The organism is Enterococcus sp. FDAARGOS_375, from assembly GCF_002393265.1.
Taxonomy (GTDB): Bacteria; Bacillota; Bacilli; order Lactobacillales; family Enterococcaceae; genus Enterococcus_D; species Enterococcus_D innesii.
The window spans coordinates 1,494,482-1,519,697 of the sequence record NZ_CP023515.1 but is presented as its reverse complement, the minus strand read 5'-3'; the positions used below and the strand labels follow the sequence as shown (position 1 = coordinate 1,519,697).

21 protein-coding genes are annotated in these 25,216 nt (G+C 43.2%); 9 read left to right on the top strand and 12 right to left on the bottom strand.

The annotated features are described in order from the left end of the window. Positions 1–33: 33 nt before the first annotated feature. The 4 genes from CO692_RS08335 to CO692_RS08320 form a co-directional block, all read right to left on the bottom strand. Positions 34–684 carry a DUF624 domain-containing protein gene (locus tag CO692_RS08335; protein ID WP_096742015.1) on the bottom strand — a complete coding sequence of 217 codons (651 nt, stop codon included), beginning with the start codon at positions 682–684 and terminating at the stop codon, positions 34–36. 6 nt (positions 685–690) lie between these two features. Next, a complete protein-coding gene (locus CO692_RS08330) occupies positions 691–1,578 on the bottom strand; it encodes a carbohydrate ABC transporter permease (RefSeq protein WP_005232877.1) in 888 nt (295 codons plus the stop codon). A 16-nt stretch (positions 1,579–1,594) separates the two neighbouring features. Continuing rightward, positions 1,595–2,527 carry an ABC transporter permease gene (locus CO692_RS08325; protein ID WP_096742014.1) on the bottom strand — a complete coding sequence of 311 codons (933 nt, stop codon included), beginning with the start codon at positions 2,525–2,527 and terminating at the stop codon, positions 1,595–1,597. A 148-nt stretch (positions 2,528–2,675) separates the two neighbouring features. Next, positions 2,676–4,346: an extracellular solute-binding protein gene (locus tag CO692_RS08320; protein WP_096742013.1), complete on the bottom strand. Its 1,671-nt coding sequence runs from the start codon at positions 4,344–4,346 to the stop codon at positions 2,676–2,678. A gap of 205 nt (positions 4,347–4,551) precedes the next feature. On the opposite strand from CO692_RS08320, the gene CO692_RS08310 reads away from it, so the two are divergent. Beyond that, positions 4,552–6,057 (top strand): response regulator transcription factor, encoded by a 1,506-nt coding sequence (locus CO692_RS08310; RefSeq protein ID WP_096742012.1) that lies wholly within the window; start codon positions 4,552–4,554, stop codon positions 6,055–6,057. Further along, complete coding sequence (locus CO692_RS08305) at positions 6,051–7,751, top strand: sensor histidine kinase (protein WP_096742011.1); 1,701 nt, start codon at positions 6,051–6,053, stop codon at positions 7,749–7,751. The genes CO692_RS08310 and CO692_RS08305 overlap by 7 nt, the downstream gene beginning before the upstream one ends. A 78-nt stretch (positions 7,752–7,829) precedes the next feature. Here CO692_RS08305 and CO692_RS08300 read toward each other — a convergent pair whose 3' ends face one another. Next, complete coding sequence (locus CO692_RS08300; RefSeq protein WP_096742010.1) at positions 7,830–8,495, bottom strand: TetR/AcrR family transcriptional regulator; 666 nt, start codon at positions 8,493–8,495, stop codon at positions 7,830–7,832. 268 nt (positions 8,496–8,763) lie between these two features. Between CO692_RS08300 and CO692_RS08295 the strand changes: the two genes are divergently transcribed. Genes CO692_RS08295 through CO692_RS17675 form a run of 3 tightly spaced genes read left to right on the top strand, consistent with a single transcriptional unit; the run spans position 8,764 to position 9,828 of the window. Continuing rightward, positions 8,764–9,090, top strand: a complete 327-nt coding sequence (locus CO692_RS08295) for a PadR family transcriptional regulator (RefSeq protein WP_081117612.1) — start codon at positions 8,764–8,766, stop codon at positions 9,088–9,090. Then, positions 9,077–9,667 carry a DUF1700 domain-containing protein gene (locus tag CO692_RS08290; protein ID WP_077453200.1) on the top strand — a complete coding sequence of 197 codons (591 nt, stop codon included), beginning with the start codon at positions 9,077–9,079 and terminating at the stop codon, positions 9,665–9,667. The genes CO692_RS08295 and CO692_RS08290 overlap by 14 nt, the downstream gene beginning before the upstream one ends. Then, positions 9,664–9,828 (top strand): hypothetical protein, encoded by a 165-nt coding sequence (locus CO692_RS17675; protein WP_167822213.1) that lies wholly within the window; start codon positions 9,664–9,666, stop codon positions 9,826–9,828. The genes CO692_RS08290 and CO692_RS17675 overlap by 4 nt, the downstream gene beginning before the upstream one ends. 292 nt (positions 9,829–10,120) lie before the next feature. Here CO692_RS17675 and CO692_RS08285 read toward each other — a convergent pair whose 3' ends face one another. Next, positions 10,121–10,606, bottom strand: coding sequence for a DUF2798 domain-containing protein (locus CO692_RS08285; protein WP_096742009.1), 486 nt, complete (start codon positions 10,604–10,606; stop codon positions 10,121–10,123). Between the two features lie 258 nt (positions 10,607–10,864). On the opposite strand from CO692_RS08285, the gene CO692_RS08280 reads away from it, so the two are divergent. Next, entirely contained in the window at positions 10,865–12,238 is a 1,374-nt protein-coding gene (locus tag CO692_RS08280) for an MFS transporter (protein ID WP_077453203.1), read from the top strand. Positions 12,239–12,359: 121 nt separating this feature from the next. Here CO692_RS08280 and treP read toward each other — a convergent pair whose 3' ends face one another. Beyond that, the gene (treP, locus tag CO692_RS08275; protein ID WP_077453205.1) at positions 12,360–14,339 is read right to left on the bottom strand and encodes a PTS system trehalose-specific EIIBC component; all 1,980 of its coding nucleotides are present in this window, start codon (positions 14,337–14,339) and stop codon (positions 12,360–12,362) included. A 335-nt stretch (positions 14,340–14,674) separates the two neighbouring features. Between treP and CO692_RS08270 the strand changes: the two genes are divergently transcribed. Genes CO692_RS08270 through treR form a run of 3 tightly spaced genes read left to right on the top strand, consistent with a single transcriptional unit; the run spans position 14,675 to position 18,738 of the window. After that, positions 14,675–17,302 (top strand): glycoside hydrolase family 65 protein, encoded by a 2,628-nt coding sequence (locus CO692_RS08270; protein WP_086293493.1) that lies wholly within the window; start codon positions 14,675–14,677, stop codon positions 17,300–17,302. Between the two features lie 14 nt (positions 17,303–17,316). Continuing rightward, positions 17,317–17,967: a beta-phosphoglucomutase gene (gene pgmB / locus CO692_RS08265; protein WP_005232889.1), complete on the top strand. Its 651-nt coding sequence runs from the start codon at positions 17,317–17,319 to the stop codon at positions 17,965–17,967. Positions 17,968–18,021: 54 nt separating this feature from the next. After that, complete coding sequence (treR, locus tag CO692_RS08260; protein WP_005226457.1) at positions 18,022–18,738, top strand: trehalose operon repressor; 717 nt, start codon at positions 18,022–18,024, stop codon at positions 18,736–18,738. A gap of 302 nt (positions 18,739–19,040) precedes the next feature. On the opposite strand, the gene rny is transcribed toward treR, so the two are convergent. From rny to CO692_RS08235, 5 genes are all read right to left on the bottom strand, one after another. After that, on the bottom strand, positions 19,041–20,615 hold the full coding sequence (gene rny / locus CO692_RS08255; RefSeq protein WP_005232891.1) for a ribonuclease Y: 1,575 nt from the start codon (positions 20,613–20,615) through the stop codon (positions 19,041–19,043). 242 nt (positions 20,616–20,857) lie between these two features. After that, complete coding sequence (gene recA, locus CO692_RS08250) at positions 20,858–21,901, bottom strand: recombinase RecA (RefSeq protein WP_005226448.1); 1,044 nt, start codon at positions 21,899–21,901, stop codon at positions 20,858–20,860. A 102-nt stretch (positions 21,902–22,003) separates the two neighbouring features. After that, positions 22,004–23,242, bottom strand: a complete 1,239-nt coding sequence (locus CO692_RS08245) for a competence/damage-inducible protein A (RefSeq protein ID WP_005226441.1) — start codon at positions 23,240–23,242, stop codon at positions 22,004–22,006. Positions 23,243–23,369: 127 nt separating this feature from the next. After that, positions 23,370–23,951: a CDP-diacylglycerol--glycerol-3-phosphate 3-phosphatidyltransferase gene (gene pgsA, locus CO692_RS08240; RefSeq protein ID WP_005226440.1), complete on the bottom strand. Its 582-nt coding sequence runs from the start codon at positions 23,949–23,951 to the stop codon at positions 23,370–23,372. A gap of 132 nt (positions 23,952–24,083) precedes the next feature. After that, a complete protein-coding gene (locus CO692_RS08235; RefSeq protein ID WP_016608952.1) occupies positions 24,084–24,986 on the bottom strand; it encodes a helix-turn-helix domain-containing protein in 903 nt (300 codons plus the stop codon). Between the last annotated feature and the right edge of the window lie 230 nt (positions 24,987–25,216).

The window sequence follows — 25,216 nt, the reverse complement described above, 5'->3', positions numbered from 1 at the left end:
CCTCCATTCAACGTTGCTAACTATAAAACCCAGTTACTTTTCTGCTATTTCTACCTTCTCATATTTCTTGAAAATTGCCAACAATAACTGACAGCGTACATACAAAAAACAGCTAAGACCAAAAAAGCAGGCAATGTACATGCTGAAAACCAGCGCATAGGGTGAAAGAAGCATGATGACAATAGGGGCTGCAGTCAGAAGATGAAGACTAAGTATTTTAAACGGGTGCTTTGCGGCGACTTTGATGCTGTTTAAAAGGATCGTTTTGATTCCGCTATCGTAACGTGCAAGTAAGAAAAACGAAACTTGGAAAAATTGAAGCCACATGAATGTACAAATTACTAAGCCTACGGTAAAAAGATCAGGCGTCCCTTTTAGTTGGAAATAATACAACCAATCAGCAGTCAAGAGCCACAAAGAAATAAGCAGACCGAGCCAGATAAGAGTGCTTTTTCGAAAGCTTTTTCGAAAGCTTTGACAAAAGGTCGACCAAAACTGCTGAACAACAGCCGGTGCTTTTCCTTCTATCAGGTCAGTCGCCACTTTTGAGCCAGCAGTGATGGCTGCGCCGATCGTGAAGAGCGGCAAACTAAAAAACAAGAGTAGTACATTTAATAGGAGCAACTGGCTGAATTTCCAAGCGATTCGTGCGAAGAAGTTTTCTGAATGAAAAAAGTGTATCATGTGGGTTTACTCCTTTACTGATCCGACAACGATTCCTTGAACGAAATATTTTTGTAGAAGCGGATAAATAATCAATAACGGCACCACTGCCACCACGATCTTCGCTGCATTCAAGTTTCGATCAGAGACCGCTAGTAGACTTTGTAGCTGCTCGGAAGTCAAATTCCCGGCTTGTTGCATTGTTTCAGCAATGTTGACTGATAGTGTTTGGATATAGGTCATTAAAGGATAGTTTTCAGTCTTGGTCATATAGATCAGTCCACTGAAAAAATCATTCCAACTACCGACAATACTGAATAGAGAAACGGTTGCCAAACACGGCAAAGACATTGGAATATAGATTCGTCCCAAAATCTGCAGTGGGTTGGCACCATCGATCCGAGCAGATTCTTCCAATGATTTGGGAATTCCCCGAAAGAAATTCATCACCAAGATCACACTGCCGATAGGAACTGCACTAGGTAAAATCAGGGACCAAATCGTATTCAATAACCCTAGATTTCGAACGACCAAATACGTTGGGATCATGCCGCCACTGAAGAGCATAGCGAAAACCATCACACTCATGAATAATTTTCTCGTTCGAAATACTTTTTTTGATTTAGATAGCGGATAAGCCATCGTTACGATCATCACCAAATTCAGCAATAAAGAGATCACCACACGAATGACTGAAATACCAAAAGAACGCCAAAACTGCTGATCGCTCATGATGCGCTCATAAGCCGCTAAGGTCAGATCCACTGGCCATAGCCCCACAGCATTTGCCGCGACCGCACTGCTGCTGCTTAAAGAAAGTGCCACGACATTCAACATCGGTACTAAACAAGAAAGAGCCAAAACAATGACGATCAAATAAATTACTGCATGCCGTATACTAAATTTTTCTTTCATCTCTTTTTTCCTTTCCTTAAAACATCACTCTGTCAGTCTTCTTCTCCGCAATTTTGTTGGAAGACCAAATCAAGAATAGACCGATCACCGATTTGACCAGACCAACGGCGGTTCCTAAGCTATAGTCTCTACCGATCAGACCGATTCGATAGACATAGGTATCGATAATATCACCGCTTTGATACACAACCGGAGAATACAGGTTATAAATTTGGTCGAAGCCGGCATTCAAGATATTAGGCAGCGACAAAATCGTCATCAGCAAAATAAAAGGCAGCATCCCCGGCAAGGTTACGTGCCAGACTTTTTTTGACCAAGAAGCACCATCCATCGTTGCTGCTTCATATAATCCCGGATCAATCGAGGTAATGGCAGCAAGGTACACGATTGAACTGTAACCAAAACTTTTCCAAACATCGGTCCCGATCAGCAAACGAGGAAACAGCTGATTACTACCCAAAAAGTTTAATGGTTCTACACCAAAGTTTTGTAAAATCTGATTCACCGTTCCATCAAGACTGAATAAATTGACCACTACTGAAGCCAATATGACCCATGAAAGAAAATGGGGCAAATATACGATGGTCTGAATGGAGCGTTTCATCCACTTTACACGTACTTCATTTAATAGAATCGCAAAAAGAATCGGTACGATCGTATTAAAGACAATTTTCCAGAAAGCGATAAAAATCGTGTTTTTAGTTACTAAGAAAATATCCGGTAAACTGAACAGGTAGCGAAAGTGCTCGAATCCCACAAATTCAGAACCAAATACACCTTTCGCTGGCACATAATCTTGAAATGCCATCAACAACCCAAACATAGGACCATAAGAAAAAATCAAAATAAAAATGATGCCTGGTAAAATCATCCCTAGAAAGAAAAGCTGATCTCGAGAAAACCACTTTTTCTTTTCTTTTTTGCTTTCTTTTTCAACAGAAAGTTCCATTTACTTACTCCTCCATAAATTTTTTGCCTCACCAGCCGCTTGATGAAAAAATTCGAACAAAGAAAAGGCACCTGCAGTCGATTTTCCTGCATACAACCTTGCTTTTCTTTGTTCGAAAGACGAGTGTCAGAACCGCTGGAGTGGCCGCTTAATTATCTGCTCGCTGATCTACTACTTCTTGCATTTCTTCAAGTATGGCTGTCCCACCTTGGCTATTCCAGGTTTCCACGTAGGTGTCGAAATTCTCCAGGGGTTCTTCTCCAGTGATAAACTTAATGAAGGTCTCTTCCTCCAGTTTCCCTACTTGTGCGCCGTTTCGTTCATTGGCTTTGATCGAATCAAAACGCGGTGGTTTCACTTCATTCAAGCGTCCTTGCTCTCTGATACCGCCCATCACATTATTGACGGCTAAATAGCGAGAGGCATAGCGGGTCCAGTCCACCGGATCGGTTTCTTCAGGGCTATCCAGATATTGCTTGATTTTTTCGGCATTTTCTTTGATGAAGAAGTTAGAGATATCATCGATAGATGTTTCACCAACCGCCGCCTTGGAAGCTTCTACAGCATCATCAATCTCACTATAGGCTTTTAAGAAAACAACATTCCATGGACGAACCGTCCCATCGACATCCACTTTCGCATAGTCATAAATTTCCGGAAACTCGGTTTCAATATCTTCCGAGTTGGCAACTTCACCATAAATCAGATTGATCATCTCCATGATTTTTTCCGGCTCAGAAAAACCTTTGCGCACCACGATGTATTGCCCAGTGCCACGGTTAGCCACGGCATTGACCTCGCCATCGCCGTTAGCATTTTCAAGAGCATAAGGAACAAATTCAGCATTCGGATCATTTTGTTTAGCTTGTACTAACCCCCAGTCAGGCATGTGCCAAGGACCAAAAGCGATGCCCGTTTCTCCATTAACCATCATGGCATGGATATCGTCATACGTCCGGGTACCAAATTGCGGATCCATGAACCCTTCATCTTGCCATTCCTTCAGCAGCGTTAGTGCTTCTTTCATTGCTGGCGTATTGGATCCATAAAACATCTGTCCATTCTCATCTTGGAGATACGATTTTGGGTAGGCTCCAAACGCATTCATAATGGCTGTGCCGGTATATGCCGTGCCCCCATGATTTGGCGAGGACAACCAGAAGGCCAATGGCAAACCAACCGCTTTTCCGGTGTTGGCTAAATCATTTTCTTGAAAAGCAATCGCTGTTTCCTTCAACTCATCCAATGTAATTGAGCGATTGCCATCTTTATCCAGTTCAATACCCAGCTCATCTAGCCAGTCCTGGCGCAACCAGACAAGATTGGGCCCGAAGTCATCGCTAGTAGATGGGATCGCCATCAAGCGATCATCAAACGTAGCTGCTTCTAACTGAATCCCATCAAACGAATCATAGATGTCTTTTAGAAAATCGTCGGCATGCTCCTCAAATACTTCGGTCAAGTCTTCCACTAAATCATTGTTAACTAATTCTTCCAATTCATCTCTTGATCCGACGATCATTGTATCCGGTAATTCCCCTGAAGCGATCGCTAGCGATACTTGCCGATCGTAATCTTCCCCGTGGGCTTCAAAGGCACTCTCCAGTTCGATGCCCAAGCGTTCTTGAATCAATCGAGTATACGCGTTGTTGCTGTAAGAGTCCCCCTCCGGCAGTTTCGAGTTCGGTGCGGTCTGGCGTCCGATCGTAATCACGGTATCCCCATTTTCATTGGTCTTTGCTTCTTCTGAACTGCATCCTGTCATAATAAGTACTGAAGCAACTGCTGTTAACATTGCTGTTCCCCGCCTAAATTTCATTGTTTTCCTCCTCAAACTTTTTTGATATCCTTATTATACGCAATCGCTTCCACAGAAAATATAGCACTTTTTTCAGATTCATAGCACGATTTCCAGAAAAATAAAACGTTTACAAATTCGCTCTGTTGCTTTTTTTGTTTATCGCTTACTATAGAAAGAAGAAGCGACTGCGTAATATTCTCTATACGAAAGGACGGCGAAAACCATGTACCGACTGCTGCTTGCTGATGACAGCTACGATCAAAGAGAAGTGATCAAATACTTCTTGAGTCAGCATGAAAAAGAATGGCTGATCGAAGAAGCCAAAAATGGCCGCGAAGCCTGGCAACTTTTTCAGAAACAGCCCTTTGACTTGATAATTACCGACGTAAAGATGCCCTTTATGGATGGACATGCCCTCGTAGCGAGAATCAAAGAAGCAGCTCCTGAAATTCCTGTGATGTTTATCAGCGGCTTTGAAGATTTTCATTATGTAAAAAAAGCCATACAGTTACAAGCGGTTGACTACCTCTTAAAACCAATCGACCCTGATGGTTTTTATGAACAAATAAATAAAATCATTCTTTTTATTGATCAACAAAAGCAACGTGCTTACACAAAAACAATCGCACAAACTCATTACTTGAAAGAGATTTTGAGTAAACTTTTTTATGGCTATCCTTGGCATTCACTGCCGAAGGAAGAGCAATCGATTGCACAAGATTTTTTTAAGACTCATCCCTCTTTTTTTCTCGTTACTTGGCCGCTGGATTCTTGGAATGCGCCGGATTTTGTCCCTTCGCTGTCTGCTGCATTTCCTGAAATGTTCAGTTTGTTTTTAGCTCCAGCACAACTGCTCTTTTTTAACGAACCTTTGCCAAAAAGGGAAATCGAAGAGCGAAAAAACAACTTAACTACCTATTTTTCCGAACAGTTTCAGCAAAAAATAACACTTTTTGACAGCGGGCCAGTTCCCCACCATTCAGGGGTGTATGGCACCTATCATGACTTACTGAGAACCAGTCAGCGGTCTTTTTATCAGCAAAACAAAGGGAAAATCTGCCAGCTGCTTCCGGGAGATCACTACATCGTCAAGAAAGCGCTTTTCGAAAAAACCGTTTCGTATGTGAATCAATACGAAAGTAAAAAAGCACACGCGCTTGTGAAAACAGTCTTCGACTGCTTTGAAACAAATGGACGTGAAGAACCAACCAATGCCAAATTTTATTTTGCGACCTTTTATCAAACCATCATCGATCAGTGCTCGATCGCCTTTGATGCAGAGCATGGCGCTAATCAGATTGGAAAAATACTGGAAGCGCCAAGTCTGCAACTAATTGCGGATATTTTTGATGCCCTCTTTCGTTATATCCATGATGCATTGCTTCAAATCAACGGGAGCCAGTCAAATGACTATGTGCGCCAAGTAAAATCCTATATATTCGCTCATTTTCACCAAGAGTTGAGCTTGGAGCGCTTAGCAAAGGAAGTCAATATCAATCCTAACTACCTAAGCGAATTATTCAGCACTTCTGAAGGCATGGGTATCACCAAATACATCAAGTCTTACCGTATCAAACAGGCTCAGAAGCGTTTAAAGAACTCGAACTGCAGCATTCGAACTATCTCCAAACAAGTTGGCTTTAATCATTATTCCTATTTTTGCAAAACGTTCCGAGAAATTGTCGGAATGACGCCGGATGCGTATAGAAAGAGAGGTCCCTCTTGTTAAGAAAAGTCCACGATTGTTTTAAAAATTTTCGTTTTCAAAAAAAGATCGCCCTTATTTCAATTCTTTCAAGCATTGTTCCTCTGATCGTTTTGACCTTTGTCGGGGTATCTATCATCCGAGCCTTTATCCAACAACAGGAAAAAAGTGCTTACTCCGATAATCTCAAAAGTATCAGCTATCAGTTAGAAAGCAAGATCCATACCTATCGGGACAGCCTGCTCTTTTTAGCCAACAATACCGCCTTGACGCAAGAACTTTCTAGTCAACGCTTCTCAAACTTTGATCAATACAATCTCTTTCAAAATACGATCGTACCTTTGTTTCATAGTGTTCGTTTTCCGCAAGCAGATATTAAAGGCATCACGCTATACACCACGATCGATCTTTATGATCATGGGCAATATGTCAAAAAAATCACTGCTGACACGGCGCTGCCTTTTCTCAAAGAGAAACCCTCTACTGAAATTCGCACATATTTTGACAAAGAACGGGAGGAACTTTCATTTTATACCAACCTTTTTTTAAAAGGCCATACCGCAGATTCCTTAAACTACATCGTTTTGACCATCGATCGAGCAGCATTGTTCACGAATCTTGATGCAGTCACTGAGGAGCCTTACGATTTGACGATCCAGTCAGAAACCGGGCAGACGCTTTACCGCATTGATTATTTGACGAAGCAGCAGCGTACTCAAAAACAGTGGTTGGTTGGAAGCGCAGTTATTGAAGAAGCCCCTGTACTGCTGGATAATCATTGGCAAATCGTTTTTGTTAAAACCGCACAGTCATTTTTCAGCAGTCTACTGTATCTAGTTGGTGCGGCGCTCATTATCTTTGGTTTTGTATTAGTGATATTGGTTTTATCCAGCTGGTGGCTAGCAAAAACAGTGGTACAGCCGATCAATTCTTTGGCCCAGCAAATGGCTTCTTTATCAATGGATCAATTCAAAATCGAGCACACATATTCTTCAAAAGATGAAGTCGGACAGTTGTACACCAATTTTCAAGAAATGTTAGATAAAATCGCTGAGCTGATCAATGAAGTATACGAAGCGGAACTTAAACAAAAAGAATACGAATTGCGGGCTCTGCAAGCCCAGATCAATCCGCATTTCTTTTATAATTCCTTAGCACTGATCAGCAATACTGCCACACTAAACGGCAATCACGAGATCCGTGAGATGGCTCAGCTGCTGTCTCGATTCTACCGTCTCAGCCTAAACCAAGGATCCAACCGGCTATCCGTCAGCAAAGAACTCGATCTGACGATCACCTATGCGAAAATTCAGCAAAAAATGCATCACCATTCCTTTGATTTAGTCCTCGAAATTGACTCAAATATCGATGAATATCCGATGATTAATCTGCTCTTGCAGCCGTTTGTCGAAAATGCCGTCTTTCATGGGCTGGATCATATTGAAGATGGGCGCAGAGGCGTATTGACGATCCGCTGTCTTAAAGAAGAGCAGCGGCTGCGGTTCGAGATCCAAGACAATGGTTCCGGGATTGATCCTGAACAGCTAAAACAACTGGAGCAACCTTCTGATCAACACTATGGTATCAACAATGTACGCCAGCGGCTAGCATTGTACTATGGCACGCAAGCTTCCTTATCGATTCAATCGGTAAAAGGTAAAAAAACCACCATTGTTCTACTCATACCGCAAAACTTACCGCCTCAAAAAAACCGTTAGTGAAGAATGCTTGATCACTACCGGTTCTTTTGATGTCACAATATTCAGATATTTAAACTAATACTTGGTTTCAAGCATCTATTCTTCTACAGCAAACGCACCAACCTCTAATAATCCTTGCCGACCCTGGTCTCGCGTCACGCCTTTTGCTTTCTTTAACATTCGTTCCCAATACTCCATGGTATCTTTTATAAAATCCTTGTTGCCGTCAGTACACCCTTCACGAATAAACAGCAATACCAACCCACTAAAAAAAATCAAGGCTTCTTCATGGTACTTCCTCAGATCGTTTTCTTGCGCACATTGAAAAACAGCTGATTCAGCAATTGCTTCTTGAAAATATGCAAAAGAACGCTCTTTTATGTAAGGACCACAACCAATATCATTTAAAAATAATGCAAAAAAGAGGGCCCGATTGCGACTGGCGAACACGTAATAGTTATGCCAAAAACTGTATAAAGGATCTAGTGTCGCCACTGACTCTTTTTTTGCTTCATGAATATCGCGAAACACATCCTCGACCATCGCCTGCTTGAAATTCTGCATGTTTGAAAAATTCAAATAGATTGGTTGAGTCGATGTTCGTGCGTAATTAGCAATGTCGCGGACAGTGAGTGGTCGATAAAGATACTCCACCAGATATTTTTTTAAGCAATTGATCAAATATTTTTTCGTAATCGTTGCTTTTCTCATAATACCCCTTCCTTTCTGGACGTCACCAATTCTTGCTGACGTTCGTCTCATTCATTTTGACTACTTGCAGCTTTTAGAAACACAACCAACGCCCATTTTCTTACTGAAAGTAATCTATATACTTCTACTTTAACAAAAAAGAGCACGTTAACCTATACTTTCTGCCGATTTTCTTAATTTTATTTTTTATTTTTGACCATTTTGTCGAATGAGCTCTTGTTGTCATATGGTGCTCAGACTTAAGGCTGATTTTGACTGGTGCTGCTTGTGGAATGATACTATGTAATGTATAGTATGAGTATGAACAGGAGGAGAGCCTTTGGATGCCCAATTAAAAAAAGGATTATTGGAAATTTGTGTTTTAGCCTATTTGCAGCATGGTGACTCTTATGGCTATGAATTAGTCAAAAACATATCTCCTTTACTGCCAATCTCAGAATCAACGCTCTATCCTATCTTGAAGCGCTTAGAGGCCAGCCGAGCGGTTGAGACTTATAATAAAAGCCATCAAGGACGGACGCGAAAATATTACCGCTTGACCAGACTTGGCAAACAGCGGATCGATGATTTTTTAACCAACGACTGGCCCCAATTGACATTGATCCAGCGATTTATTAAAGGAGGAACATTAGATGAACAGAGTTGATTTTATCAAGGCATTGGCTGCAGAATTATCTGAAAAAGTCAGACCTAGCGAGATTCATCAGCTGATCAACTATTATGACGAGATGATCGAAGATTTGATGGAAGAAGGATACACCGAAGAAGAAGCCGTGGCACGCCTTGGCTCCCCAAAAGAACTGATCCAAGCAGTCACCGAAACGGAAGAGGTCGTAGTAGAGATTCCTCGCCGCTTTCATCCCTTTTTGCTTTTGATTTTAGTACTAGGCTTCCCATTGTGGGGCAGCTTATTGTTAAGTGCCGCATTGCTGATCCTAAGCTTTTTAATAATCATCTGGTGTGTGCCTTTCACCACTGGCATGATTGGTGTCACTACGTTTATCGGTGGGATCGCCAGCGTTGTCTTAAGTCCCATGCTGATGGCGGATGGTTTCTATCTCTTTTTAAGTCAGTTAGGTGTGGGGATTTTCTTATTTGGTTTAGGGCTGCTTTGCCTGATCGCCACTTTTAGTATGAGCCGACCTTTTTCACGCCTTACCCACTCCCTTGTCGTTTGGCCGAAATCATTTGTTCAAAACTATCGAAAGAAGGCAGTCCTATGATCAAAATCAATAAGCGCTTTTTCGTTTTTCTCAGTCTGTTGTTTATTATTATCGGACTGGTCATCACCTTTATCGGTTTTTCAATGTCAGGGTACTCACCTGATGCCTACCATATTGAGCATCGCCGCTGGTATCAACTCGTTGGTTTCTATACGGAATAACAGACGGAAAATAATTATAAGTTGATTTTTTTGTCATAAAAACAATCGATTTTCAACAATTTCATGTTTTGATGAAAAAATTGAACTTTCCTTTTTGATCTTACCATATTACTATATAGGTACATCCTGTATCCTATTTCATAGGGTAACCAGAAAAACCCATACCATCCTATGGGTTTTTTTGCTGTCTATAAAAGCAAAAAAACGTGCCGCAAGTCCAGTTATCGCCAAGCCAGCTATTTTAGCTAACCTTGGCAGAGCCTGTCTGCAGCACGTTTTTTCTAATGATCGATTATTCTCCTAGTGCTGGCTGTTCTTGCACAGTGCCAATAGGAAACAAGGCGCGAAACACCCGGCGAACGATTGGGCCTGCAATAAACAATTGCAATGGCAATGCGACGATCACATTTTTCCCAATGTTGCTTAGCCAATTGACGAACACCGAGTGATCAGGGTTTGGGTGCATCAACGCACCAAAAAATGACATACAGATCACCATGCCGGCGATCATCAATGAAGAAATCAACCCGATTTTTTTCCAAGTAGCTGATTGATGGTCCAAAAATCGAAACGCCAAACCTTTTGCCGGACCAGAAACAATGAACCAATCCAAAATAAAGGCGACACAAAGGGCTAATGGCAATTCATTCCACGCCAATTGGAATGCCAATGCAGAAACACCGACTTGAAACATGAGGTTATAAACACTCATAAAATACACCATGAAAATACACATAAGTGTCGTATAGATCAAACTTTCTTTTTTGTTGATGGGCATGTAACAACTTCCTTTCTCTTTTTCGTACTCGACTATTCTAGCAGAAGAAAATTTTTCGTGTAAGTAAAAGTTTGAAAACTTTCAAAAAAGTTTTTTGCTATTTTTTTATCCACTTCTCTTGACACTTTCTTATGAAGTCAGTAGAATAGCGATAGATTAAATCGTACAGATAACAAGCGGGTTCGCTTGTCGAGAGAGAGGCGGTTTCTATGAGAATAGAAACGGTCTCTTTTTTTGCGAATTTTTAGAGGTGAGAATATGGAAAACAACAAAAAACTCGTGGGGGCGATCCTCGCAACCGGATTGATGTCATTTGCAGGCGTTCTGATTGAAACAGCTATGAATGTAACGTTTCCGACATTGATCGATCAATTTACGCTTTCAACATCCGATGTGCAATGGGTGACGACCATCTACTTACTGGTCATCTCCATCATTGTCCCAATATCGACCTACCTTTTGAAACGATTCTCATTGAGAACCTTGTTTCTAGCTGCCAACGCCTTCTTCCTTGTTGGCTTGGTGATCGACTTTTTATCGCCGACGTTTGCCATTTTGCTGATTGGCCGCTTTTTCCAAGGTGCCAGCACAGGGATCGCACTGCCTTTGATGTTCCACATCATTTTGACTTACTCCCCCTTTGAAAAACGGGGAGCGGCAATCGGCTTAGGGAATTTGACCACTTCCATCGCTCCAGCGATCGGACCGACATATGGGGGCTTATTGACCGCCCATTGGTCTTGGAATGCGATCTTTCTTTTCTTGATCCCAGTCTTGCTGATCTCCCTAGTACTCGGCCTTTACTCGATCCCTAAAACGGCTGGGGCAAAAGACACTTCCCTGGATTTACTGAGTGTATTAGGAATCGTCTTGATGTTCAGCGGCTTCTTATTGTTCTTGAATCAAGTAGGCACCTTAGCGAGTCTACTGCCGCTGCTTTTCGGTTTCATTGGTGCTGGCTTGTTTTATCAACGCTCAAAAGGCTCGAACCCATTGATTCGTTTGGCTGTTTTGAAAAACCGCAGCTTTAGTTTGTTTCTGTTTGGCTTTCTTGTTTGTCAATTCCTTTTACTGGGCATTTCCTTTGTCTTGCCGAACTTTGTCCAACTCGTCTTGGGAAAAGATGCTTTTACTGCAGGATTAGTTATGCTTCCTGGGGCGGCCATCGGTGCGGTCCTTGCGCCGATCTCTGGTCGGTTGCTGGATAAAGTTGGACCGAAAAAACCGATCCTGTCTGGTTTGACATTGATTGCCATCGGTTGGCTTGCCTTAGCCCTCGTTTTGCGTTCGCCTTTCATTTGGAGCCTAGTTGCTGGACATGTCTTTTACATGATCGGGATCGGCTTAGCCTACAGCAATATGATGACCACCGGCTTAAACAAGCTGACTCCTGCGTTGTACGCGGACGGTAATGCGATCTTTAATACGCTGCAGCAGTTTTCTGGCGCAGTGGCGACGGCTGTGGTGGCGACCATTATCAATTTGGCACAAAATGCGGCGACTGATTACACCCAAGGGACGGTCATCGGCTCTCAAATCGCCTTATTCTTTTTGTGGGCCCTGGTCTTACTGACTTTCCTATTAACGATCAACTACTTCCGCAAAAACACCGACAAAAAAGCTGTCAGCTAACTGTAGATTTGCCCATTGAAAAACAACGAAAAAAAGCCGCTCTCTCTTGAGGGCGGCCATAAAAAATCCGCTTCCGATCCCCCTTCTTAGTCAAGGGCGCTCTCGGAAACGGATTATTTTTTTAGTTTAATTCAGCGGAACCAACCGCTGTTTTGGCTGTCACTGTGCCTGTAGTCGTCAATGAAAGCTGACGCACTTTTTCGGCATTCGTGATGACCGTCAAAACATCGGTCTGTTTGCCAGCTGCGGTAACGGCATCTAGATCCATCACTGCAAGCTTCGTTTCTGGTGTGACCGTATCACCTTCAGAAACAAGGACCTCAAATGGCGCACCTTTTAATTCCACAGTATCTAAGCCCATATGAACAAGAACTTCCGCGCCACCAGGGGTTAAAATCCCGATTGCATGCTTTGTTTCAAAAATGCTAGAGATCGTACCTGCAACAGGAGCATAAATCGTTCCATTCGTTGGCTGAACAGCAAAGCCGTCACCCATCATTTTTTGAGAAAAGACAGGATCAGAAACTTCAGTGATGGCAACTACATTCCCATCAGCTGGAGCATAAAGGGTTTCTTCTGAAACTTGTGCTGCTTCTGGGGCTGCAGTTGTCGGTGCAGCAGTCGTTGGTGCAACAGCCGCTGCTGCAGCTGTATCAGCAGCCAATTGCGGTTCTAATTTATTTAAGAAGGTAACTTTTCTAAAGATGATGGTGCAAACAAACGTGATCGCAATCGTCACCGCCATTGAGATGAAGACCATTGGATAGTTTTCAATTTTAAATGATAAGAAGCCAGGTAGTCCCCCTACACCAATACCTAATGCACGGGTATTCGTTGCAGTGATCAGCATACCACCAAAGGCAGAACCTACCATTGCTGCGACAAATGGGTAAACATATTTCAAATTGATCCCGAACATCGCTGGTTCAGTAACCCCCATGTAAGCAGAAATCGTTGCTGGAACAGAGACTTGTTCTTCTTTTTTATTGCCACGGTGAAGGAACCAAATCGCCAATACTGCCGTACCTTGCGCAATATTTGACAGCATGATCATTGGCCAAAGGTTGGTTGTCCCAAAATCCGCTACTAATTGAGAGTCGATCGCCAGCGTTGTATGATGCAATCCGGTAATAACCAAAGGCGCATACAGGCCACCGAAAATGAAACCAAATAACCAGTTTAATGGTGAGGTCAAGCCAGCATTTACGACCCAAGAAATGCCTGATCCGATTTGCCAACCGATTGGACCTAATACCATGTGAGCTGCTAAAATAGTTGGCAGCAATGAGAACAATGGAACGAAGATCATTGAAACCGCTTCTGGAATCCATTTCCGGAAGAATCTTTCAAGATAAACCAATAAGAAACCTGCCAGCATTGCTGGGATTACTTGTGCTTGATACCCAATTTTATCAATAGTGAAGAACCCGAAGTCCCACGTATAATTTTGAGCAATTTCTGCAGCAGAAGTTGAACTTACTGAATAAGCATTTAATAATTGCGGTGAAACCAATGTAATCCCTAAAACAATCCCTAATATTTGCGTGGTTCCCATCTTACGTGTAATACTCCAAGTAATCCCTACTGGTAGAAAGTGAAAGATCGCTTCACAGGGCAGCCATAAAAAGCCATTGACACCGTTCCAAAAAGTAGAAGCTTGCGTAATGGTTTGTCCACCTAGAGCTTCTAGCGGTACACCTTCTAAGAAATTTCTCAGCCCTAGCATCAAACCACCGACAATAATCGCTGGTAATAACGGGGTAAAGATCTCAGCTAACGTAGCGATCGCTCGTTGCACGATATTTTGATTGTTTTTTGCAATCGCTTTACTTTGTTCTTTAGAAACACCTTCTATTCCTGATACATCGGTAAAATCATTGTAAAACGTTGAGACATCATTGCCGATAATGACTTGGAATTGTCCCGCATTGGTAAACATTCCTTTGACACTTGGAATTTCTTCAATTGCCTTTTCGTTTGCTTTTGACTGATCGTTCAAAACAAAACGCATACGTGTCGCGCAATGTGTTACTGCGGCGATATTTTCTTTGCCGCCAACATATTCCAGCAGCTTCTCAGCATCATCACGATACTTTCCCATAATTAATAAACCCCTTTCACATCCACTTGTATATATATGTTTTGATTACGCACTAATCATAACTTGATAGTTTTGATATTGCAAGCGTTTCAAACCATTTTTTTTCACTTTTCTATAAACAATACAAGTGAATAGAAAATATACCGTATTAAAACCTTGATAAATAAACGTTCTTTAAAATATTTGATTAATATAAAATAATATTGCCAATAACTTTATTTACTGTTTATTTGACAAAAAAGAATAAAAAAACAGGTGAGATAAATTGAAATAGCTTACAACTTACGTTATAATCATCTTGCATGTATAGACAAGTTTAAAGGAGGACAACTACTGTGAATACGATTATATTGTCTAAGGAAGAATGGCTATTAACGGATCAAACTGGTACGACCTATCCGTTTTCTGGGACTGACAGTGAACGAGTTGCCGCACTGACCGCGCAGCTGCAGCAAATGGAAGGTGGCGGGATCATCTCTGAATCGCTGGTGTTTACGAATGAAGAAGGGACTTTTTCACTGGACCAATGGTTGACAGAAAAATTGAATCGTCCCTTTGTTTGCACCACGAAAGAACAGTATGAAGAAAAAAGTGCTGAAATTCCTTGGACCCTCGAATACTATGGCTACACCCCTGGTAAAGATGAATACTCGGTGGAGTCACTTTTAACCGTCGGCAACGGCTATCTAGGGCTGCGAGGCACGACGCCTGAGATGACCATTTGTGAAGCGAACTATCCAGGGCTGTATTTAGCAAGTCTTTACAATACGGTAGAATCGGATGTTTCTGGTCATACCATCAGCAATGAAGACTTCGTCAATGCACCGAATCTGCAAAAAATGTACGTGAAGATCGATGATGAAGTGATCGACATCGCCAACAATCAGCTCCTTTCCTTTAAACGGACATTGGATCTGAAGACCGGCTTGTTCCAATCAGTGGCAGAAATTGAAACCAAAAAACAAAAGCGTCTGCGAATCGAAACGAAGAAAATCGCCAATATGCAAGACGTTCACCAATACAGCTTGGTCTATCAGTTTACCCCACTGAACTTTTCCGGCACCGTTACTTTCGTCAGTGAAGCCGACGGATCGGTTTATAACTATAACGTCGCTCGTTACCGTAGCTTAACCAACCAGCATTTGACCGTGAAAGAGGCAGCAGCTGAACAAAACAAAGCGCATTTAGTGGTCACCACTAACCAATCACAGATTACCGTTGTCCAATCCTCTGAACTGTTTTCACAGGACCTGCCATTGGCTGAGCTGCACGCTGAAACAAACGACCAGCTCGTCCGTCAGCAAGTAGCCCTTGAGGTGACGGAAGGCCAAACTTATCGGGTCGAAAAATCAGTCACTGTTGCCGCTTATCGCCAAGAAGAGCCGCAACCGGCATTTACGTTTTCTTCCTTAGCATTACCTGATTTTGCGACGATGTATACCGCCTCAAAACAAGCCTGGGATGAATTATGGGCGAAAGCGGCCATCGAAGTCACTGGTGACTTGATGTCACAAAAAATGCTGAATCTGCATACGTATCATCTGCTAGTCTCCGCAGCACCGAATGCTTATCAGGAGTCCTTAGATGCCAGTATCACTGCCCGTGGCCTACATGGCGAAGCCTATCGCGGTCATATTTTCTGGGATGAACTGTTTATCTTACCGTTTTACATTCTACATTTTCCTGACACCGCCAAAGAAATTTTGCTGTATCGCTACCGCCGCTTAGCTGCTGCCAAAAAAGACGCCCAAAAAGCCGGCTACCAAGGCGCCATGTTCCCATGGCAATCTGGATTGGATGGCAGTGAGCAATCCCAAGAACTGCATTTGAACCCTATCAGCGGCGAATGGAAAGAAGACCACAGTCGCTTGCAGCGCCACGTCTCCTTAGCGATCGCTTATAACATTTGGCAATACTGGCACAACACGCAAGATCGGGTCTTCATGGAACAATATGGGTTAGAATTGATGTTAGAAGTCGCCCATTTCTGGCAAAGTGCTGCCACCTGGGATGATGCTACTCAACGTTACTTTATCGATAAAGTCATGGGACCAGATGAATTTCATGAAAGCTACCCAAATAGTGAACAAGGTGGCTTGAAAAACAACGCCTATACCAATATGATGGTAGTATGGTTGTTTGAAGAGATCGAGAACCTCCAACAACAACTATCAGCAGAGAGCTTCCAAGCAGTATTGGAGAAAACGGCTTTAACCCCAGCGGATATTGCTGCTATGGCAGATATTCGTACCAAATTAGGCTTAGAGATCGATCAAGAAGGTATCATCGCACAGTTTGAAGGGTACTTCCAGTTGGAAGATCTGGATTGGGCCCATTATAAAGAGAAATATGGCAACATCTATCGGATGGACCGCATCTTGAACGCTGAAGGCAAGAGTGCTGACAGCTACAAAGTCGCGAAACAAGCCGATAGTCTGATGATTTTCTACAATTTCTCAAAAGAGCAAGTCAATCAGATTTTGGCAGATCTTTCTTACCAACTGCCAACAGACTATATTGAAAAAAATCTCCATTATTATTTGGCTCGCACCTCCCACGGCTCGACTTTGTCGCGGATCGTTCACGCTCAGTTAGCGGCAATGGTGGATGATCAGGAATTGGCTTGGTCGTTATACCAAGAAGCGCTCTCTTCTGATTACCGTGATATCCAAGGCGGAACCACGGCAGAAGGCATTCACGCCGGTGTCATGGCCGCTACGTTGTTTATTCCGTTAACCACTTTTGCTGGGATCGATATTCGAGAAGAGCAGTTGCAGATCACACCGAACTTGCCAAAAGCCTGGGACAGCTTAGCCTTCCAGCTAGAAGTTCGCGGCACCCACTTTGCAATGAATGTTACACATGAAACATTGACGATCACTGCTGATCAGCCAGTCACGATCTTAGTGAATGGGCAGCAAGTTTCGTTAGAAGCAAACAAAGAAGCAACGATTACTTACTAAAAGGAGTGTTCCACATGAAAAAAGGTTTTGTTTTTGATTTAGACGGCGTTATCACAGATACAGCTAAATACCACTACATTGCATGGAAAGAATTAGCTGCGGAGATCGGGATCGAGATCGATTTGAAATTCAACGAGCAGTTAAAAGGCATTAGCCGCATGGACTCTTTAGAGCGAATCTTAACCCTAGGCAATAAAAATGATGCCTACACAGAAGTCGAAAAAGAAGCCTTAGCGACGAAGAAAAATACCCACTATGTACAATTGTTACAAAGCTTGACTCCTGATGATCTATTGCCAGGGGTGAAGACATTCCTTGATGAAGCCAAAGCAAAAAACATTCCTTGTGCCATCGCTTCGGCGTCCAAGAATGCGCCGTTTATTTTGGACAAACTAGGTGTCATGCAAGACTTTGATACGATCGTTGACCCAGCAACCTTGAAAAAAGGCAAACCAGATCCAGAAATCTTTATCCAAGCAGCGCTGGCACTAGGCATTGAACCGGCAGAAGCAGTTGGCTTTGAAGATGCTCAAGCAGGGATCGACGGCATCAAAGCTGCTGGTATGTATGCGGTAGGCGTTTATTCAGGAGAAGAACTACACGGTGCAGATGTGATCGTTGAAAAATTGACGGACCTAAACATTGACGAACTTTTGGCGAAATAGTCGATTGCATTTCCAATTTGGCCTCGCTATAATAGCCAAAGAGGGGGCAATCCGATGAACAAGTTCAAAGAGATATTTTTAGATTTAGAACAAAAAATTCTAGCAAACGAATACCCTCCGCATTCTTTGCTGCCTAGCGAAAACCAATTGATCAAAACTTATGGTGTCTCCCGCGAGACTGTCCGTAAGGCATTGAATTTATTGCGGGATGCTGGTTATATCCAAAAGAAACAAGGGAAAGGTTCGATCGTTTTAGACTTGAATCGCTTTGATTTCCCGATTTCCGGCTTGACGAGTTTTCGTGAGCTGCAAGATACCCAACGCATTCCTAGTGAAACAAAGGTTGTCGAGATCCGTAAGATCGCCGTGTCGCCAAAGCTGCACGAGACCACTGGTTGGCCTGTCGCTTCTGAGGCATGGAAACTGATCCGTCAGCGGAGAATCGATGGAGAAGTGGTGATTTTGGACAAAGACTACCTTGATGCTTCTATCATCGAAGAGTTGCCAGAAAACCGAGCGAAAGTATCGATTTTTGATTACTTTGAAAATGATCTTGGCCTTGAGATCGCTTATGCACAAAAAGAAATCACTGTTGACCCCGTCAACAAAGAATTGCGGGATCTAATGGATCTGCGTCCTGAAGATCAGCATGTCGTTACGGTTCGCAGCCTCGTGTATCTAGAAGACACGCGCTGTTTTGAATATACCGAATCGATCCACCGACTGGATAAATTCCGCTTTGTGGACTTCGCCCGTCGGCGCAAGATTTGATGGACGTATAGACGTGAAAAAGACAAAACAGACCTAGACTTCACCGAGAAGTCTGGGTCTGTTTTGTCTTTCAATAGCCCCCCACTCGATGATGCTGGGATCGATACTCCCTCTTTTCGCCTCTGTCGCTAACGATTCATCCTTTGCTTTCCCGGCGTTTAGCTGCCTGCCAAGGAACAAAAAAGGCGCGATCATTTATGGGACTGATAAAATAGAGTTGATCTTGAACAACTCAGTCGTCCTTATTGACAATCAGCCACACAAAAAAGCAGTATCCTCTGAGAGGATACTGCTTTTGCTTGCTATTTGGCGTAATCCGTTGCGCGGGTCTCGCGAATAACGGTTACTTTGATATGACCTGGGTAATCCAAATCATCTTCGATCTTCTTGCGGATGTCGCGAACCAATCGTACAGCATCCAAATCAGAAATCTCTTCTGGTTTGACCATTACACGGACTTCACGTCCGGCTTGGACTGCAAAACTGGAATCGACACCTTTGAAGCCGTTGGCGATATTTTCTAGGTTTTGCAAGCGGCGAATATAATTTTCCAATGATTCGCTGCGGGCACCTGGACGGGCTGCTGACAAGGCATCTGCGGCTGCAACTAAAACAGAGATAACCGATGTTGCTTCAACATCTCCATGGTGAGAAGCGATCGCATTGATCACCACACCATTTTCTTTGTATTTGGCAGCTAACTCAGCCCCGATCTCAACGTGAGAGCCTTCGATTTCATGGTCAAGGGCTTTCCCGATATCATGCAAGAGTCCGGCACGTTTGGCTAACTGAATATCTTCGCCTAATTCTGCGGCAAGAACACCGGTTAGTTTTGCGACTTCGATCGAGTGGTTCAAGACGTTTTGTCCGTAGCTGGTACGGAAACGCAAACGACCTAAAATCTTGATCAAGTCTGGATGAAGGGTGTGAGCACCGACTTCAAAGGCTGCTTGTTCCCCATATTCACGAATATGTTCATCCATTTCTTTCCGAGATTTTTCGACCATTTCTTCAATTCGAGCTGGATGGATCCGGCCGTCTTGAATCAGTTTTTCAAGGGTCATACGAGCAATTTCACGGCGAATCGGATCAAATCCTGATAAGACGACTGCTTCCGGCGTGTCATCGATGATCAAATCGATCCCTGTCAAGGTTTCAAGGGTGCGAATGTTCCGACCTTCTCTTCCGATGATTCGACCTTTCATCTCATCATTTGGTAATGATACGACCGATACCGTGGTTTCAGACACTTGGTCTGCGGCACAACGTTGGATTGCTAGGGACAAGAGATTTTTTGCTTTTCGATCTGCTTCTTCCTTCGCACGCTGTTCAGATTCTTTGACCATGATCGTTAATTCATGGTTCAATTCCTCTTCTGTTGATTTCATGATCAACTCTTTTGCTTCATCTCTAGACAGCGCAGCGATGCGCTCTAATTCTTTCTGTTGTCCATCGATTAAGTTTTCTACTTCTTTTTCTCGCTCGTCAATTAATTGTTGTTTCTCACTAAGTCTGCCTTCTTTATCTTCAAGTGAGCGTTCTCGTTTTTCCAAAGAATCGTCCTTACGATCAAGTACTTGTTCTCTTTGGAGTAAACGATTTTCTTGTGATTTTAAATCAAGTTTGCTTTCTTTCAACTCACTTTCAATCTCTGACCGATACTTCTGATTTTCTTCCTTAGCTTCTAACAATGCTTCTTTTTTAAGAGTTTCTGCTTCTTTCTTAGCGCTTTCGATAATTCCAGCTGCAGAATTTTGGGCGCCGTTGATTTCTTTCTCATGACGAGATTTCGTCACATAAACTCCTAATCCAAGACCGACAATTAAACCGATGATAGCGAGGAGAATGTAAAGTAGTTCCAATGAATCCACCTCCATACTATCTTTTTAAATATTTTGTAATTTTGATTAACAAAGGATAACAAAATTATCAATTCGCTACTTCTTATGTGGAAATCCACATACGTTTATTCTAATGTTTGAACACAAGAGTGTCAACTTTAAATAATAAAGTAAACTTTCGCAACCCTTCCTTTTTACGGATGTTTTTTCAACAATGGACGAATCTGGCAAAAACCACAAAAAAGCCAAACAACGAGGTTGTTTGGCTTTTTCAAGACTTAGTCGTCTAATGGTAATTCTTCTTGCGCTTCCTCAAGGGTTACGGTCTCTCCTGTTCCAATCCCGTAAGCATCGCGGACGCGAGCAGAAACTTCTAGCATCATTTCTTGGTGTTCACGCATGTAGTTTTTGGCGTTTTCACGACCTTGACCGATACGATCCCCTTTATAGGCATACCACGCACCGCTTTTATCGACGATGTCTTGTTCCACGGCCATATCCAGCAATTCACCTTCTTGGGAAATCCCTTGACCATACATCATGTCGACTTCTGCTACTTTAAATGGTGGCGCTACTTTGTTTTTGACTACTTTGATCTTCGTGCGGTTCCCGATGATATCTGTACCGGATTTCAATTGCTCAGCACGACGTACTTCCAAACGGATGGTTGAATAGAATTTCAACGCACGGCCACCAGGGGTTGTTTCTGGATTCCCGAACATGATCCCAACTTTTTCCCGAATTTGGTTGATAAAGATCGCGATCGTTTTCGTTTTGTTGATGGAACCAGAAAGTTTCCGTAATGCTTGTGACATCAAACGAGCTTGCAAACCAACGTGGGTATCACCCATTTCACCGTCGATCTCCGCCCGTGGGACTAAAGCTGCTACCGAGTCAATGACCACGATATCAACCGCACCACTTGAAACTAAGGCGTCAGCGATCTCTAATCCTTGTTCCCCTGTATCTGGTTGTGATAACAAAAGATCATCGATATTTACGCCTAATTTTTGCGCATATTGAGGATCTAACGCATGTTCGGCATCGATAAATGCTGCTGTTCCGCCATTTTTTTGGACTTCCGCAATGGCATGTAAAGCAACTGTCGTTTTACCAGAACTTTCTGGGCCGTAAACTTCTACGATCCGTCCTCGTGGGTAACCACCTACACCTAATGCAACATCCAAGGCCAATGAACCACTTGGGATCGTTGAAATTTGTTGATCAACTTTTTCGCCAAGCTTCATGATGGCACCTTTACCATAGTTCTTTTCAATCTTCTTTAGTGCAGCATCTAAGGCTGCTTTACGATCATCTGCCAAACGGATAATCCTCCTTATATTCATCACTTTCGTGTGTCGTTCATAAGATAATAATAGTCCTTCTGACGGGAAATTGCAAGAAAAAACGAACAAACATTCGCATTAATTTAATAATTCCTTACGTATTTGATTTAAGCCCGCCATGACGGCACTATGCCGAATATAGGCGCGGTCGCGGTTGAAGTGATACAGCTGGCTCGAGACGCCTTTGTCAGAAGCTAAGGCGATCCAAACGGTGCCTTTGGGCTGACCTTCTAACTCGTCTGGACCAGCAACACCCGTAAACGCCACCGCATAATCAGTCTCGGCTTGTTTGCGGGCATAGACGGCCATTGCTTCTGCACATTCCTGACTAACAGTTCCATAGCTTTCCAAAAGCCCTGGATCGATGCCTAAGAGCTTGCTTTTTGTTGCAGCAGAATATGTCACGAACCCACCGGGAAACACCTCAGAGACGCCAGGAATCCCTCCTAGGGTCGCTTGGAACAAACCAGCGGTCAAACTTTCCGCTGCGGTGACGGTTTTCTTTTTCTCGATCAGTCGCTCGACGACTGTTTCTGCCAGCGAATTTTGTTCCCCATACCCATAGAAATACGCACCGACCCGTGCTTGGACGGTTTCTTCTAACGCATCCAATTGTTTGATCCCTTGCGCCTCGTCTGCAGTTTTGACCGTCAGACGCAGCGTGACCTCATTGGGTTTGGCATAAGGAGCGATGGTGGGATTGACTTGATTCTCGATCAAATCGGCCAATTCTGTGACCAATGCCGATTCCCCGATCCCGTAATAGCGCAAAACGCGAGACAGCAAGACCTCTTCTTGGGGAAACTGCTCTAACAGAAGTGGTTTTGCGTGGGTAAGAAACATCGCCTGTAGTTCACTTGGTGGTCCTGGCAGCAGCAAATAACTGGTAGCGGCTGTCTGATAAAAGATCCCGATCGCTAGTCCATTGGGATTTGGCAAAGACACACCGTCCTTAAAAACGAGGGTCTGCCGCAAATTGTTTTCCGTCATCCTCCGTTGACTGTTTTCAAAGAAGGCTTTCAATTGGTGATAGCCTGGTTCATCTCTGACTAACTCTTGTCCCACATGACGGGCAGTGACTTGTTTCGTCAAGTCATCGTCGGTGGGCCCTAAGCCGCCGCACAATACGATCAAGTCGCTGCGTTTGTCGGCGATCGTCAGCAATTCTTCTAAGCGATTGGGGTTGTCCCCGACAACACTATGATAAAAAACATCGATCCCAAGACTTGCCAGTTCTTCTGACAAGAAGGTTGCGTTCGTATTCACCACCTGTCCTAAAAGTAATTCGGTCCCGACTGCAATAATCTCTGCTTTCATTCGTTTACTCCTTCATTTATCAGATACGTAAAAGTCTTTCATATTGACAAAAAAAGTCCAGAAAACTTCTGAACTTTCGTGACTTGTATCCTTGTTTTTATCGCTTCTTTATCTAGATCTAGAACTTTTACATAGAATCTTTAAAAACATTCGTATTTTTTATGAAATAATCGACCCCGGAATAGATCGTGAAGATCAAACATAGATACAACATGATTTGATCGATAGGCAAACCGATCATTGAAAAGGGAATGTTGTTCAAGAACAAGAAAATGATCGCAACCATTTGTGTCGCGGTTTTGATTTTTCCTGGCCACGCAGCAGCCATGACTTCCCCGCTTTGTTCCACTAACAACAAGCGTAACCCTGTCACTGCCAACTCGCGGCAAACGATGATCGAAACTACCCAGCCTGGGGCTTTGTCTAATTCAACCAGCATGATAAAAGCCGTCATGACGAGCATTTTATCTGCTAACGGGTCAGCAAACTTCCCGAAGTTGGTAACAAGGCCTCTGGAACGAGCGATCTTGCCATCTAGCCAGTCTGTAATGCTGGCTGCCGCAAAAAGGATCGCTGCAATAAGGTGCGTGTTTTCTAATTGTGTCGTACCAACGGTCAGCGTGCCAAGATCGATTGGCAAAACCAAGACCAAAATAAAGATGGGGATCATAATGATCCGTAATACAGTTAATTGATTGGGCAAATTCACGAAATAGACTCCTCTCTGCCGACTATTGTACGAAATAATGGCAAATCATGCCACTACTTCTGCTTTTCAATGGTCGGATGCAACAGATAACTTTTTAGCTAATGATACCTCAATAAGGCGCATTTGTCAGATTTATGCCGCATCGTCTTGGTATTCAATCACGAGGCGGACTGTCTTTTGTAACAATTCAAATTGCGGGTCAGAAAAGTCCACTTCCTGACCATTGGCAGTGATGGAGATATTTTGACTTGCGCCCAGGGTCAAGGTCGCATTCGTGGCGCCTTCTGGCAGCGTCATCGATTGCGTTTCTCCCGCTTGAACAGTGTATTGGTACACATAAGCGTTGTCGACTTGTACACCGACCCAACAAGAAGCATCTAGCCCAGTAAATGCTAATTCAATAGGATTTTCCGCATCTTTCATCGTGATCGTGATCGACGATTGCGTCGAATCACTGGCAGTCATCGTCATTTTCGCTTCGCTGGATTCCGTCGTACTTGAAGACTCCGTCGCTTCACTCGAAGTACTGGTTTCTTCCGTACTTGACGTGGTGGAAGCGGTAGACGCTGAATTTTCTACCACAAGAGAAGAGCTTCCTTGGATCATCGGCGTTGTATTCCGGTCTTGCCAAGCCATGTAGCCCACGATACTCACGATCGTAATGGCCACCAGACCTAATAGAATCATCGGCAAATAGCGGACGACAAATGAGCCGCTTTTTTCTTCTACGTGCTGTGCTTTTCGTGAGCCGCTGACGGTTTCAGGCTGCGGTCTTTTTGGTAAGGGGGCGTCTAACGTATCTTTGCCATCAAAAACGGCTACCAATTTGTCGCCGTCTTCTCCAACCGCTGCTGCATATTGGCGAATAAACGCACGGACATAAAAAGTGCCTGGCAATTGATCAAAACGCTCTGCTTCAATTGCTTCTAAATAGCGTTTTTGGATCTTTGTCATTTGTTGTAATTCAATCAATGAAATGTTTTTATCTAAACGGGCTTGCCGTAATTTTGCTCCAATCGTTGTTTCGTTGGCCACTCGATCATCTACTCCAGTCTTTTATTCATCTTTAAAAAAAGCCCTAAAATCGCTTCGCTGCTTGTCGTAAAGTCAGCAAAGCTGCTCTATCATTTTAAAACAGGGGTTCCCTGTATACGTCAATAAAAAAAACTCCGTCACGCCGATTGTTATCTGAGCGCGCCGTCTTCTAAATATAACATTTTTTCCGTGGTTTTTTGTAAAAAACCAAAAAAAGATTTTGCTTCAAT